Genomic DNA, 14,488 nt, shown 5'->3' with positions numbered 1-14,488 from the left:
TCGTATTAAAACTTACGCTCTTTTCTACCACGCATTTTATTAGCGTCTGAGTCTCCCATAAATTTCTCTTTCTTAGGATCCCATTCCAAAGGTCTACCTAAATTATAGGCAATATTGGCAATGTTGCATACTGTTGCAGAACGATGTCCTGTTTCTACACCGCAAATAGGTTGTGTTCTTGTTTTTGTTGCATTTACCCAATCTTGCAAATGGTTTCCTTTGCTGTTATATAGCTTTACCTTTGCATTAGATAAATCTGCAGTAAGTAAATTTTCTGGAGTAGTCTCTAAATAACTACGGCTAACGTCCATAGTACCTTCAGAACCAATAAAACGAACACCCCAACCTCTACCGAAATCTTCATGGATCATTTCTATGCCATTTTCATAATACATTTTTAACCCACGAACTGCATTTCTATCTGTAGGTGGTATGTATTTAACGGGTCCAGAACTATCCATATCTAAAGCCCATTGTACAATATCAAACATATGCGCACCCCAATCACAAAGAATACCACCACCCACTTCTTCATAAAGTCTCCAATCTGGCCAGAAATCTACATCATTACGAGACGGTGCTAATCGGTGATTGTAAGCAAGCATTGGCGCTGGTCCGCACCAACTATTCCAATTAACCTCAGAAGGCATTGCTTCTGCTTTTAAATTATAAGGAACTGCAGGGTCACCTACATTCACTAAAACTTTTTGAATGTCTCCGAGATGTCCATTTCTGATTAATTCACATGCTTTTCTAAAAGAATCCCAAGAACGTTGCATACTTCCTGTTTGTAAAATCTGACCTGTTTTTTTTGTCGTCTTTACCAAGGCAATACCTTCTTCTATAGTATGCGTTAAAGGCTTCTCACAATAGACATCTTTACCAGATTTCATGGCATCAATAGCCTGAATAGCATGCCAATGATCTGGCGTGGCAATAACTACACCGTCAATATCAGATCGTTCTAAAAGCTCTTTGTAATTTAGATACGTGCTGATACCATTATAAGCAGACACATTTCTTTTTTCTGCATATAGTTTTTCTACGTGCCCTTTGAACCATTGGTTCTTAGTACTCCAAACATCACTAGCGGCCACGACTTGTGCCGTAGTATTCCCTATGAAATTTTTAGCAAGACCTTGACTTTGTTTTCCCAAGCCAATAAATCCTAAATTCATTTTATCACTAGGGGCTATAAACCCTCTTCCAAATACATGCCTAGGTAAAATACTAATTGCCCCTGCTGCTAATGCCGTTTTTGTAATAAATCCTCTACGAGATATATTTTGATCTAATACTTTTTTATTTTTTAATTTTTGGTCTTCCATTTTTAATTGCTTCTTTTTATAGGTTGATATTCTAGCTTAGTCACACTAGTATTTGGTTTTCACTCTGATAAAACTATAACATCATAAAAGGATGACGAATCATATATGAGTAAAAAGATACTATATATGATTTTTGTCGCTGGGTACAAACAAAAAAAAATCCTTGAACAGTAGTTACTGCCAAGGATTTTATAATATATAGGATATGTACGTTTAAAAAAGTGCTTCTTAACTCTTTTCCCAAACGTCATCCATTTCCTCTAGTGTCTTACCTTTAGTTTCAGGTACAAACTTCCACACCACAAACATGGCTATTAATCCCATCACACCATAAATCCAATACGCAAAACCATGATTAAATTTTTCCAAGAGGTAACTGTTTTTATCCATCATTGGAAAAGTCCAAGACACTACGTAATTACTAATCCACTGTGCAGCTACTGCCACCGCTAAGGCTTTATCTCTTATTTTGTTCGGAAACATTTCAGACAATAGCACCCAAGTTACGGGGCCCCAACTCATGGCAAAACCTGCAACATAGACCAACATACAGATTAATGCTAAAATCCCTACAGTTTGCGTATAGAAAGTTGCTCCTAGTGCAAACATAGCTACTGCCATCCCCAAGGCTCCAATAATCATTAAAGGCTTTCTACCATATTTATCTACGGTAAGAATTGCAAGAACCGTAAATAGTAAATTTACACCTCCTACAATAATTGTCTGTAGTAAAGCTGTATCTGTACCAGATCCCATGTTTTTAAAAATTTCTGGAGCGTAATACAATACCACATTAATACCTACAAATTGCTGAAATACGGATATCAAAACCCCAATAACTACCACTGCCATTCCAAAAGAAAATAGCTTGCCAGATTTATGTGATACGGTATTTTGAATGTCACTTAATATTTTTTGAGCTTCTAATTTTCCATTTACTTTTTCAAGAACTTGTAGAGCTTTTTCTGGTTCATTTTTAAGCACTAAGGAGCGTGGTGTATCTGGAACAAATAGCAAAAAGATTAGAAATAAGGATGCCGGAATCACTTCTGAAGCAAACATCCACCTCCATCCCACAGTATTTAACCAAGTATCATCTCCTTGACCTGCGATATAATAGTTTACGAAATAAACAATCAACATTCCAAAAATGATGGCAAACTGATTTAGCGAAACCAATTTACCTCTGATTTTTGCAGGTGCTATTTCTGCGATATATAATGGAGATAACATAGACGCTAGCCCTACACCCATACCCCCTATTATTCTATACACAATAAAGAGATAAATAAAAGTATGGTCTCCTGCGCCAATAGGTTTCATAAAAAGCTCTGGCATTGCAGAGCCTAATGCAGAACAAAGAAAAAGGATTGCTGCGAGCAACAATCCTTTTTTTCTTCCTATTTTTTTACTAATATATCCTCCAGAAATTCCGCCAATAATACAACCGATTAATGCGCTAGACACTAAAAAACCTAAGCGTGAATTAGCCGACATTTCATCTAAACCAAAAGGCAATACAAAGAAACTATCTAATGCACTTACCGTTCCAGAAATTACCGCTGTATCATATCCAAAAAGTAACCCGCCTAATGTAGCAACCAGCGTCAGTTGCATTAAGTATTTAGAATTTCTAGGAGCTTCCATAAATCTAGTTTATATGTACTGGTTGATGATGTTTTCAAATAACTCTTGCTTACCGCTTTTTAATTCTAGTTCGCCATTTTCTTGAGCTACTTTATACAAGTCTTCCAAGCTTAACTTACCTGCTTCGAAATCTTTACCTTTTCCTGCATCAAATGAACTGTAACGTTTTGTTCTCAAATCATCATAAGCTGAAGAAGTAATAATCTTATCTGCTGTTAACAAGGCTCTTGCAAATGTATCTGCACCTCCAATGTGCGCTAAGAATACATCTTCCATATCTGTAGAGTTTCTTCTAATTTTAGCATCAAAATTAACACCGCCACCTTGCAAACCGCCAGCTTTTAAGAAGACCAACATAGCTTCTGTAGTTTCTTGAATGTTATTCGGGAATTGATCTGTATCCCATCCATTTTGATAATCTCCACGGTTAGCATCTAAACTACCTAACATACCTGCTTTTGCAGCTGTAGCAATTTCATGCTGAAATGTGTGTTGTGCTAAGGTTGCGTGGTTTACTTCTATATTAATTTTAAAATCTTTCTCTAAACCATATTCTTTTAAGAATCCTATGGCTGTAGCAGAATCAAAATCATACTGGTGCTTCATTGGCTCCATAGGTTTTGGCTCAATAAAGAAATTACCTTTAAACCCTTGAGCTCTTGCGTAATCTCTTGCCATGGTTAGAAACTGTCCCATATGGTCTAACTCACGGCCCATATCTGTATTCAATAAAGACATATAACCTTCTCTACCACCCCAAAAAACATAGTTTTCACCATCTAATGCCATGGTAGCATCTAAAGCCAACTTCACTTGACCACCAGCTCTAGAAAGCACATTAAAATCAGGATTTGTTGCAGCACCATTCATATAGCGCGGGTTAGAAAAACAGTTAGCAGTACCCCAAAGTAATTTTACACCTGAAGCTGCTTTCTTTTCTTTGATATAATCGGTGATTGTTGCCAATCTTTTCTCAGATTCTGCAAAAGTTGATGCCTCTTGAATTAAATCATAATCATGAAAACAGAAATAATCAAAGCCCATTTTACTAATAAATTCAAATGCAGCATCTGCCTTATCTTTTGCCGCTTGGATAGGATCTGAAGCTTTGTCCCATTCAAAATTTTGAGTTCCAGGACCAAAAGGATCTCCTCCTTGACCGCAGAATGTATGCCAATAAGCTATAGAAAATTTAAAATGCTCGCGCATTGTTTTTCCTGCAACTACTTGCTCTGGATTATAATATTTAAATGCTAATGGATTATCAGAATCCTTGCCTTCAAATTTAATCTCTCCAATACCTTTAAAATATTCTTTATCTCCTAAGTTTGCCATATTACTTAATTTTAAGTTGTTATTCTATTTATTATTTAAAACGAGTTCTAATTCTTTTTTCCAATTTTGATACGCTTCTTGATACGGTTTTTTATCCTTAAAAGGCATAAAAGTCATCACATGATCATTATCCATGATTAATTTACCGTAGGTATCAAAATCGCCCTCATGTAAACCTGCAGCTCTGGCTGCCCCAATAGCACCCGTAGTATTATAGATCTCTATTTCATACCCTATTAATGTAGCGACTGTATTTGCAAAAATGTCTGATCGAAATAAATTGTCATTTCCAGCACGAATTACATTCACATTAATACCGTCTGATTTTAAAATTTCCATTCCATATACAAAAGAAAAAGCTATGCCTTCTAAGGCTGCTCTACATAAATGACCTTTATGGTGGTTGTTTAGATTTACATTAACCAACCTTGTCCCTATGTCTTTATTATTCAGCATACGCTCAGCGCCATTTCCAAAAGGAAGCATGCAAACCCCATCAGCGCCTATAGCTATTTCTGAAGCTAGTGTATTCATCTCTTCATAAGAGTTTACTGCTAAATTATTTAACAACCAACGGTATTGTATTCCTGCTCCGTTAATATTTAGCAACTTACCAATACGCGGGTCTGATTTCTTGTAATTTACGTGTGCAAAATTATTTACGCGTGTGCTTTCTTTACCAGACAAACTAGCTGTTACTGCGTAAACTACACCAGATGTACCCCCGGTAGCAGCTACTTCTCCTGGATTAAACACATTTAAAGACAAGGCATTATTTGGCTGGTCTCCTGCTCTATAAAAAATGGGCGTTCCAACAGCCAAACCGCTCTCTTCGGCGCCTTTTTCATCTACCTTAGCTTGCAAACCAAAAGTATCTACTATAGTAGGCACAAGAGCCTCCTCTATTTCGTAATAGTCTAAAAGAAATTGAGCAATACTATCGGTTTTAAAATCCCAAAAAATACCCTCAGATAAACCAGAGATAGTGGTATTTATTTCGTTAGAGAATTTATAAGCAATATAATCTCCAGGTAGCATAAACTTGTGAATTTTAGCATATACGTCTGGTTCATTTTCTTTTACCCATCTTAATTTAGAGGCTGTAAAATTAGCGGGCGAGTTTAATAAATGTGCAGCACACTTATCTTCTCCTAAAACTTCAAAAGCGGTATTACCAATTTCCACGGCTCTACTATCGCACCAAATAATACTTTTTCTCAACGGTTTGCCTTCTTTATCTACAATGACAAGGCCATGCATTTGATAAGAAATACCTATCCCCTTAATATCTGCTTTAGAAACAGCATATTTTCTTTTTAAGCGTTCAATAGCTTTACAAATGTGTTTCCACCACTCATCAGGGTTTTGCTCTGCCCAACCATTTTTCAAAGCTAGCATGCTCATTTCGGTCTCTGGCTCTTGAACGACCCCTAGACTTTTTCCTGTTTTAATCTCTACTAAAGCCGCTTTTATAGACGAGCTTCCTAAATCGAATCCTATGTAATACATATTTTTATAATGAATCTCTTACAATAATTTTAGTGGGCACATACACTTGAAGTGGTTTATCTGAATTGATAAACTTTGCGGCACTAATGCCCAACTGCTCAAAATCAGTAGTCACTACCGTTATCCCTTTATAAATAAACTTTTTCATAGGTGTATCGTTATAGGACAAAAAGCCTACATCTACACCTGGTTCCAAATTTTGTTTACGACACTGTTCTAAAAAAATACCTAATACTCGGTCACTCACACTAAGGTAAGCCACCCCTTTTTCTATTGTATATTCCTGTGGATTTGTTTTAATCTGATACTCGAAGTTGTTATCCTGGCAATACTTTTCAAAATAATCTACCGTCTCTTTGGCGTGATTGGTATAGTTAGGATATAAAAAATGAAGTGCCTTATATTTCTTGAAGTTTTCGGTAATAGACTCTAATCCTTTATAAAAAGAGCGTCCAAAGTCTTGAAAAACATAATTATTTTCTGGAGTAGAATTAATGTTCCAGTCTATTAATAGCAAGTCATTATTCGGGATTTTAGCTAAGGTTTTTGCAACTTGCTTATGATCAAAACCCATTACTACATACTTGTAATATTTCCCTAAACTATTGTTAAGTATCGTTTTAAAATTGTCAATATTGTAATGATGAAATTGAACATCGGTAATAATATCATCTTCCATTTTATTGATAAAAGAATGATACAACACTTCTTTATACGCTTTAAAGGTGTCTAAAACCAATAAAACTTTTCTGTTTTTACTAGCGATATAATAACCTTTATTGGGAACAGATTTAATAACCCCATTCTCTTTCAAAATAGTATATGCCTTAAAAACGGTATCCCTTGATAGATGATGTTCTTGACAAAAAGCATTCACAGAAGGCAATGAATCACCAATAGCCAAAACATCCTTTGCGATAGATTGGTTAATGATATCAACAATTTGCTGATATTTTGGTACATCACTCTCATGATCAATAATAAAACTAAAACTATTTTGCATAATCATCAACCGTACTGGTCTGTTCTGGTATGTGTCAAATATATAGCATTAATTTGAAAAAGCAAAAATAATTTGCGTTTTAACAAATTATGTCTTGAATAAAAAAAAATAGAATGCGTTTGAAAAAAAGTTTAGTAAATTTGCAGACTCAAAATGCCCACGTGGTGAAATTGGTAGACATGCCACCTTGAGGGGGTGGTGTTCGCAAGGACGTGCTAGTTCGAATCTAGTCGTGGGCACATAAGTCATTTAAGGATTTTTTTCTTAAATGACTTTTTTTATACGCGCATATTCCATCCTAAAGTAAACCCCCTTCATTTCTCTTTTTAAAAAAGGACTAAAAAAAATCATTTCAATCATTAAAAAGATTAAATTTGTTTAACCTTTTTTCAAAATAAATGAACAACATGAAAAAATACTTTAGTATTAGAGATTTGGAAAATTTATCTGGAATAAAAGCCCATACGATTCGTATTTGGGAAAAGAGGTATAACTTATTAGAGCCAGAAAGAACAACAACAAACATTAGAAATTATAGCTTAAAAAGTCTACAAAAGCTATTAAATATCACCTTGCTCTATAATAACGGACATAAAATTTCTAAAATCGCTCAAATTCCAGACACTGAGATCCCAAATTTTGTTCAAGAAGTTATTGAAAAAAAAACTATTAAAAACCATGCTATAAATTCCTTCAAAATAGCGATGGTCAATTTTGACTCTAACTTGTTTTATACCACCTACAATAACTTATTAAAAGAAAGTAGTTTTAAAGAGGTCTTTTACGAAGCATTTATACCGCTCTTAAGTGAGTTAGGATTACTTTGGCAAAACAATGCCGTGAGTCCATCTCACGAACATTTCATAACCAATCTTATCAAACAAAAAATTATTTTAAATACAGAAAAACTACTAGTTAACAAACCTAGCAAGACAGACAAAACGTTTGTTCTTTTCTTACCTGATAACGAAATTCATGATATTGGCTTACTCTATTTAAATTATGAAATAACGTTAAAAGGCTACAAGACAATCTATTTAGGGCAGACCGTACCTATTGAGTGCCTAAAAGATTTGCTTGGTTATTGTGAAAACATCTATTTTCTATCCTATTTCACGGTAGAACCCAATAAGGGAAAACTACGTAAGTATATAGAGAACTTTCATACCGAATTAGGCGCTGATACCAATTATAAATTTTGGGTTTTAGGACATCAAGTGCAACACATACAAGGAGATATGCTCCCTAAAAACATGAAGAAATTTAAATCTATAGAAAAATTAGTTAGTGAATTGTAATATTTTTTTAAGAAGTACATGAAAAAAAAGGTGATAATTATTGGTTCTGGATTTTCTTCATTATCAGCTGCAGCTTATTTAGCTAAAGATGGTTTTGATGTTACTATTTTTGAAAAAAATAGTACCGTAGGTGGGCGTGCACGCCAACTAAAAAAAGACGGATTCACATTTGATATGGGACCAAGCTGGTATTGGATGCCAGATATATTTGATAATTTTTTTGCAGAATTCGGAAAGAAAACTTCTGATTATTATCAGCTAGATAAACTTAATCCTGCCTATAAAATATTTTTCTCCGACGATGTAATCACGATTGGCGATTGCATGAATAAAATTTGTGAAGAATTTGAACGAATAGAAAAAGGTAGTGCTATTCAACTTAGAAAATTTATAGCCATAGCTCAGGAAAATTATGATATCGCCATTAATAAAATTGTTTTACGTCCAGGACTATCCCCATTAGAATTAATTACTCCTGAAACCATAACCAGAGTTGATCAGTTTTTTAAAACGATAAGCTCTGAAGTTCGAAAAAGATTCAAAAACAAAAAATTAATCTCAACCTTAGAGTTTCCTGTTCTTTTTTTAGGGGCAAAACCAAGTAAAACACCTTCATTTTACAGCTTTATGAATTTTGCTGATTTTGGTTTAGGAACATGGCACCCAAAAGGGGGCATGTATGAAATTATCTTAGCCATGGAAAGTCTGATTAAAGAATTGGGGGTTAAAATAAATACCAATAGCCCTGCTTCTAAGATACTTGTTGCGGATAAAAAAGCAATTGGGATAATTGCCAACGGAGAAACACATTTAGCAGATTTTGTACTTAGCGGTGCAGACTACCACCATTCTGAAACTTTACTAAATAAAGAAGACAGGCAGTTTACAGAAACTTACTGGAGTAAAAAGACATTTGCCCCATCCTCATTATTATTTTATGTTGGCTTTGATAAACGAATAGAAAACGTAGAACATCATAACCTATTTTTTGATACGGACTTTGAATTGCACGCTGAAGAAATTTATGACGAACCTAAATGGCCTAAAAACCCACTATTCTATGCCAATTTTCCGTCAGTGACAGATAAAAGTATGGCTCCCGAAGGTAATGAAACAGGGTTTTTCTTAATTCCCATTGCTCCAGATTTAAAAGATACTGAAGAAGTTAGAGAAGAATATTTTAATTTAATTATGGAAAGATTTGAAGAAAAAACCAATCAAAAAATAAAAAACAATATTATATTTAAGGAGTCCTTTTGTGTGAATGACTTCATTGAAGAATACAATTCTTATAAAGGGAATGCTTATGGTTTAGCTAATACATTAACTCAAACCGCATTTTTAAGACCCAATCTCAAAAGCAAAAAAGTGAAAAATTTATTTTTTACCGGCCAGCTTACCGTTCCAGGACCAGGAGTTCCGCCAGCATTAATTTCGGGGAAATTAGTGTCTGAATTGATTACCAAATCAAATAACTAAAACTATGAAAAGTATTTTCGACCAAGTTTCTTATAGCTGCAGCAAGACGGTGACAGAATCATATAGCACATCATTCTCATTAGCAACAAAAATGCTACACACGTCTATTCGTGGAGATATCTATAACATTTATGGATTTGTTCGTTTTGCAGATGAAATTGTAGACACTTTTCACGACTATGATAAAAAATTGCTTTTTGATAAGTTTGAAAATGACTTAAAAGATGCGATAGAACACAAAATAAGCCTTAATCCTATTTTGAATTCTTTTCAACATACCTATCACACTTATAATATTCCATATCATTTGGTAGCTTCTTTTATGAAAAGTATGCGAATGGATCTTTACAAAACGGTTTATAAAACAGATGCGGAATACAAGGAATACATATACGGCTCTGCGGATGTAGTTGGGCTAATGTGCTTAAAGGTTTTTGTACAAGGAAATGAAGAAAGCTACGAAAGCTTAAAAATTTCTGCTATGGCACTAGGTTCTGCTTTTCAAAAAGTAAACTTTTTACGAGATCTAAAAGATGATTTTGAAGGTTTAAATAGAACCTATTTCCCAAATACAAATCTAAAACAGCTGGATGAAGTGTCCAAAAAAAGGATTGTAGACGAAATAAAAGCCGATTTCCAATTAGGTTACGAAGGCATTGAAAGGTTGCCTCACACTGCCAAATTTGGAGTCTATACCGCTTATAAGTACTACTCAAGACTCTTAACCAAACTACAAAGGACACCGCCTCTAGAAATACAAAATGCAAGAATTAGAGTTCCTAATTATGAAAAGTTTGGACTGCTTGCAAAATCATACGTAAATTACAAACTTAATTTAGTTTAAAAATGAATACGCTTATCTGGATATTTATATTTATTAGCACTTTTGCCTTTATGGAATTTATGGCTTGGTTTAGTCACAAATATATCATGCATGGTTTCTTATGGGTATTACATAGTGACCATCATCATAAAGACCACGATTCCTGGTTTGAACGTAATGATGCATTTTTTATAATTTATGCAGTAGTCAGTATGTCTTTTATTTTAGCCGGAGTAAAAACATGGTTCTGGTATGGCTTGCCTATAGGTTTAGGCATTATGGCCTATGGAGCAGCTTATTTCTTAGTCCACGATATCTTTATCCATCAACGATTTAAAGTGTTTAGAAACGCCAATAATAGATATGCAAAAGGGGTACGTAGAGCACATAAAATGCACCACAAACATACCGGAAAAGAAGATGGGGAGTGTTTCGGAATGTTATTTGTTCCGTTTAAGTATTTTAAAAAGTAACGCTTTACTTTAGCTCCAATAAACGATCTAATAATGCTCTAATGCTTTCACTATTCCAATCAGCAGCACCCGTTTTATCTATTGCAATCTCTCCTGTGTTACTAATCACGAATGTTGCAGGTATTGCAGAAGATTTCAATATGGATGGGGTCGTATTTTGAGGATAATAAACAGGTAACGTATAGCCTTTCTTTTTCATAAAGGCATCTACTACAGGCACCTCTTCATTGGTAACAAAAAGGAATACCACCTTAGTTCCATAATCATCATATAAATCTTGAAAACTAGGCATTTCAGCAACGCATGGAGGACACCATGTTGCCCAAAAATTTATGACAATTACACTGTTTTTGTACTGCTCAAAATTTAAAGATTGTTGATCAGATGAAATTATCTTCCAGTTGTAATCAGTAAGCTTTAACTGCTCGTCTTTACTAACTTCGGTAGGCGCAAAAGAAATAAGCTTATTCACAAATACTTTTACAGGAAATCCCAAGGGTGTAAATAAAATAATACCTGCCGCAATAAGTACGGCAAGGTTAATAATTTTATCCTTAGTAAGTTTCATTACTTAGCTAAAAGTCTGTCTATTAGATCATAAATCTTAGAGTTATCCCAATCAGCGATTCCTTCTTTATGAATTACAATATTACCCTCTTTATCTATTAAATAAGAAGTTGGTGCCTTAACATCCGTTAAAGGCATTTTCTCTCCTATGAATAAATAAGTAACAGGAAAGCTTAGATTTTGTTCTGCCATAAAAGCTTCGACAGGTGCTCTTTCTTCGTCAGAAATAACATAAAAATCTACTTGGCCTTCATATTTATCATACAATGTTTGAATACTTTGCAGTTCTGCTTCGCAAGGAAGCACCCATGATGCAAAGAAATTTACGAATACTACTTTTCCTTTTGATTTTTTAAAATTGAAGAAATTCCAATTTTCATCTTTCAATGTCCAATCATAATCTGTAATCTTATTTCTATCGGATTCCTCTGTAACTGAGGGGCTAAACGAGAAAATTTTGTTTAATAGTACCTTACTATAATCACCTAAAGGAGTAACAAAAAATGAAAGAATAAATGCAAACAATAAAATATTTAATACTGTTTTCTTGTTAATTTTCATACGTATTTACGTTTCCTCAAAACTAAAAAACTCCTGATAAATATCAGGAGTTTTGTTCAATTAATATTAATTAATTTTTAACTTAAATTTAATACTCTGTTTTCACTAGGCAGCATTCTCTTTTTTGATCACATTTAAAGCAGAACCTTCTCTATACCAGTCTATTTGAGGCTGGTTATACGTATGATCTACTTTAATGACATCTTTACTTCCATCCGCATGAACTACCTCAATTGTTAATTGCTTATCAGGAGCAAATTCTGCGATATCAATAAAATTGAATGTATCGTCTTCCTGTATTAGGTCATAATCACTTTCTTTAGCGAAAGTTAAGCCTAACATTCCTTGTTTTTTAAGGTTTGTTTCATGAATACGCGCAAACGACTTTACTAAAACTGCAGCAACACCTAAATGTCTAGGCTCCATTGCAGCATGTTCACGAGAAGAACCTTCTCCGTAGTTGTGATCTCCAACAACAATACTTCTAACACCTGCAGCTTTATAGGCACGTGCCGTATCAGGAACACCACCAAATTCTCCCGTTAATTGGTTCTTTACAAAATTTGTTTTCTGACCAAAAGCATTTACCGCTCCAATTAAACAATTGTTTGATATATTATCTAAATGCCCACGGAAACGTAACCAAGGACCAGCCATTGAAATATGATCCGTTGTACATTTACCAAAAGCTTTGATTAGCAATTTAACACCCATCAGGCTTTCGTCTTTTATAGGAGTAAATGGCTCTAACAACTGTAATCTTTCAGAATCTGTAGCCACTTTAACACTAACGCCAGAACCATCTTTATCTGGAGCTAAGTACCCTGCATCTTCTACTGCAAAACCTTTAGGAGGTAATTCCCATCCTGTTGGCTCGTCAAACATTACTTCTTCACCATTCTCGTTGATTAACTTATCCGTCATTGGATTAAAGTCTAATCTACCTGCAATAGCAATCGCTGCTGTAATTTCTGGAGAAGCTACAAAAGCGTGTGTATTAGGATTACCATCCGCACGTTTCGCAAAGTTTCTATTAAAAGAATGTACGATACTGTTCTTTGGTGCATTTTTTGGATCACTATATCTTGCCCATTGCCCTATACAAGGACCACAAGCGTTCGTGAATATCTTAGCATCCAATTTCTCGAATATCCCAAGAATACCATCACGGTCTGCTGTATATCGTACTTGTTCAGAACCAGGATTAATCCCCAATTCTGATTTCATTTTTAAACCTTTATCAATAGCCTGCTGTGCAATAGATGAAGCTCTTGATAAATCTTCATAAGAAGAGTTGGTACAAGAACCAATTAATCCCCACTCCACAGTTAATGGCCAATCATTTTTAGTTGCCTTTTCCGTCATATCTGCACCAACTTTAGTAGATAAATCTGGCGTAAAAGGACCATTTAATAATGGTGTTAATTCTGATAGGTTAATTTCAATAACTTCATCAAAATATTGTTCTGGATTTTCATACACCTCAGCATCTGCTGTTAAATGCGCTCTAACCTCGTTTGCAGCATCCGCAATATCTGCTCTATCTGTTGCTCTCAAATAACGTTCCATAGAATCATCGTAACCAAAGGTAGAAGTTGTAGCTCCTATTTCAGCACCCATATTACAGATAGTACCTTTTCCTGTACATGATAATGATAACGCACCCGAACCAAAATATTCTACTATAGCCCCTGTTCCACCTTTTACAGTTAGAATTTCGGCAACTTTAAGTATTACATCTTTAGGTGCTGTCCAACCAGAAATTGTTCCTGTTAACTTTACACCAATTAATTTCGGAAATTTAAGTTCCCATGCCATTCCCGCCATAACATCTACAGCATCAGCACCACCTACTCCAATAGCGACCATTCCTAAACCACCAGCGTTTACGGTGTGAGAGTCAGTACCGATCATCATACCCCCGGGGAATGCATAATTTTCTAATACCACTTGGTGAATAATACCTGCTCCTGGTTTCCAGAAACCAATACCATATTTATTAGAAACAGATTCTAAAAAGTTAAAAACCTCAGCACTTGTGTTGTTCGCTGATTTTAAATCTGCAGTAGCACCATTTTTAGCCTGAATTAAGTGATCACAATGTACTGTAGTTGGTACGGCAACTTTAGGTTTACCAGCTTGCATAAACTGTAATAACGCCATTTGTGCCGTAGCATCTTGACAAGCAATACGATCAGGTGCAAAATCTACATAGTCTTTTCCTCTAACAAAAGCTTTAGAAGCTGTTCCTTCCCAAAGGTGGGAATATAAAATTTTCTCAGAAAGTGTCAGTGGTTTTCCAACTAATTTACGTGCTTTACTAACACGATCAGACATATTGGAATATACCTCTTTTATCATATCTATATCAAATGCCATAAGATTTATATATTTTTTAGTATTATTTTAAGTACTACAAGATACAAAATATAGAATGACTACGAAAGGTAAACGAAATATAGAAT

General features: G+C 34.7%; 12 protein-coding genes and 1 tRNA gene. 5 read left to right on the top strand and 8 right to left on the bottom strand.

The window, feature by feature from the left end; genetic code table 11:
• Positions 1-5: 5 nt before the first annotated feature.
• The 5 genes from CELAL_RS12195 to CELAL_RS12175 form a co-directional block, all read right to left on the bottom strand.
• Positions 6-1,328, bottom strand: a complete 1,323-nt coding sequence (locus tag CELAL_RS12195) for a Gfo/Idh/MocA family protein (RefSeq protein ID WP_013551214.1) — start codon at positions 1,326-1,328, stop codon at positions 6-8.
• A 228-nt stretch (positions 1,329-1,556) separates the two neighbouring features.
• Positions 1,557-2,975 carry a D-xylose transporter XylE gene (gene xylE, locus CELAL_RS12190; protein ID WP_013551213.1) on the bottom strand — a complete coding sequence of 473 codons (1,419 nt, stop codon included), beginning with the start codon at positions 2,973-2,975 and terminating at the stop codon, positions 1,557-1,559.
• Positions 2,976-2,984: 9 nt separating this feature from the next.
• Positions 2,985-4,310: a xylose isomerase gene (gene xylA / locus CELAL_RS12185; protein WP_013551212.1), complete on the bottom strand. Its 1,326-nt coding sequence runs from the start codon at positions 4,308-4,310 to the stop codon at positions 2,985-2,987.
• Between the two features lie 24 nt (positions 4,311-4,334).
• Complete coding sequence (locus CELAL_RS12180; RefSeq protein ID WP_013551211.1) at positions 4,335-5,819, bottom strand: xylulokinase; 1,485 nt, start codon at positions 5,817-5,819, stop codon at positions 4,335-4,337.
• A gap of 4 nt (positions 5,820-5,823) precedes the next feature.
• The gene (locus CELAL_RS12175) at positions 5,824-6,822 is read right to left on the bottom strand and encodes a GntR family transcriptional regulator (protein ID WP_245529624.1); all 999 of its coding nucleotides are present in this window, start codon (positions 6,820-6,822) and stop codon (positions 5,824-5,826) included.
• 155 nt (positions 6,823-6,977) lie between these two features.
• Here CELAL_RS12175 and CELAL_RS12170 point away from each other — a divergent pair.
• The 5 genes from CELAL_RS12170 to CELAL_RS12150 all read left to right on the top strand — a co-directional run bounded on the left by CELAL_RS12170 (position 6,978) and on the right by CELAL_RS12150 (position 10,895).
• Positions 6,978-7,061: transfer RNA gene (locus tag CELAL_RS12170), tRNA-Leu, on the top strand.
• Between the two features lie 159 nt (positions 7,062-7,220).
• Positions 7,221-8,120 carry a MerR family transcriptional regulator gene (locus CELAL_RS12165; protein WP_041557718.1) on the top strand — a complete coding sequence of 300 codons (900 nt, stop codon included), beginning with the start codon at positions 7,221-7,223 and terminating at the stop codon, positions 8,118-8,120.
• A gap of 18 nt (positions 8,121-8,138) precedes the next feature.
• Positions 8,139-9,599 (top strand): phytoene desaturase family protein, encoded by a 1,461-nt coding sequence (locus tag CELAL_RS12160; protein WP_013551208.1) that lies wholly within the window; start codon positions 8,139-8,141, stop codon positions 9,597-9,599.
• Positions 9,600-9,603: 4 nt separating this feature from the next.
• Positions 9,604-10,443, top strand: coding sequence for a phytoene/squalene synthase family protein (locus CELAL_RS12155; RefSeq protein ID WP_013551207.1), 840 nt, complete (start codon positions 9,604-9,606; stop codon positions 10,441-10,443).
• A gap of 2 nt (positions 10,444-10,445) precedes the next feature.
• Positions 10,446-10,895, top strand: a complete 450-nt coding sequence (locus CELAL_RS12150; RefSeq protein ID WP_013551206.1) for a sterol desaturase family protein — start codon at positions 10,446-10,448, stop codon at positions 10,893-10,895.
• Positions 10,896-10,899: 4 nt separating this feature from the next.
• Here CELAL_RS12150 and CELAL_RS12145 read toward each other — a convergent pair whose 3' ends face one another.
• The 3 genes from CELAL_RS12145 to CELAL_RS12135 form a co-directional block, all read right to left on the bottom strand.
• Positions 10,900-11,463: a TlpA family protein disulfide reductase gene (locus tag CELAL_RS12145; protein WP_013551205.1), complete on the bottom strand. Its 564-nt coding sequence runs from the start codon at positions 11,461-11,463 to the stop codon at positions 10,900-10,902.
• Entirely contained in the window at positions 11,463-12,023 is a 561-nt protein-coding gene (locus CELAL_RS12140) for a TlpA family protein disulfide reductase (RefSeq protein WP_013551204.1), read from the bottom strand. Before CELAL_RS12140 ends, CELAL_RS12145 begins: the two co-directional genes overlap by 1 nt.
• Before the next feature lie 105 nt (positions 12,024-12,128).
• Entirely contained in the window at positions 12,129-14,402 is a 2,274-nt protein-coding gene (locus CELAL_RS12135; RefSeq protein WP_013551203.1) for an aconitate hydratase, read from the bottom strand.
• Positions 14,403-14,488 lie beyond the last annotated feature (86 nt).

Origin of the sequence: Cellulophaga algicola DSM 14237, assembly GCF_000186265.1 — a bacterium.
GTDB lineage: Bacteria > Bacteroidota > Bacteroidia > Flavobacteriales > Flavobacteriaceae > Cellulophaga > Cellulophaga algicola.
This window is presented reverse-complemented; position numbering and strand designations above follow the sequence as displayed.

What these genes read in the sequence shown, in the direction of transcription:
- CELAL_RS12195 (WP_013551214.1), bottom strand. Translation starts at nt 1,328, where the DNA reads ATGGAAGACCAAAAATTAAAAAATAAAAAAGTATTAGATCAAAATATA.
- xylE (WP_013551213.1), bottom strand. Translation starts at nt 2,975, where the DNA reads ATGGAAGCTCCTAGAAATTCTAAATACTTAATGCAACTGACGCTGGTT.
- xylA (WP_013551212.1), bottom strand. Translation starts at nt 4,310, where the DNA reads ATGGCAAACTTAGGAGATAAAGAATATTTTAAAGGTATTGGAGAGATT.
- CELAL_RS12180 (WP_013551211.1), bottom strand. Translation starts at nt 5,819, where the DNA reads ATGTATTACATAGGATTCGATTTAGGAAGCTCGTCTATAAAAGCGGCT.
- CELAL_RS12175 (WP_245529624.1), bottom strand. Translation starts at nt 6,822, where the DNA reads ATGCAAAATAGTTTTAGTTTTATTATTGATCATGAGAGTGATGTACCA.
- CELAL_RS12165 (WP_041557718.1), top strand. Translation starts at nt 7,221, where the DNA reads ATGAACAACATGAAAAAATACTTTAGTATTAGAGATTTGGAAAATTTA.
- CELAL_RS12160 (WP_013551208.1), top strand. Translation starts at nt 8,139, where the DNA reads ATGAAAAAAAAGGTGATAATTATTGGTTCTGGATTTTCTTCATTATCA.
- CELAL_RS12155 (WP_013551207.1), top strand. Translation starts at nt 9,604, where the DNA reads ATGAAAAGTATTTTCGACCAAGTTTCTTATAGCTGCAGCAAGACGGTG.
- CELAL_RS12150 (WP_013551206.1), top strand. Translation starts at nt 10,446, where the DNA reads ATGAATACGCTTATCTGGATATTTATATTTATTAGCACTTTTGCCTTT.
- CELAL_RS12145 (WP_013551205.1), bottom strand. Translation starts at nt 11,463, where the DNA reads ATGAAACTTACTAAGGATAAAATTATTAACCTTGCCGTACTTATTGCG.
- CELAL_RS12140 (WP_013551204.1), bottom strand. Translation starts at nt 12,023, where the DNA reads ATGAAAATTAACAAGAAAACAGTATTAAATATTTTATTGTTTGCATTT.
- CELAL_RS12135 (WP_013551203.1), bottom strand. Translation starts at nt 14,402, where the DNA reads ATGGCATTTGATATAGATATGATAAAAGAGGTATATTCCAATATGTCT.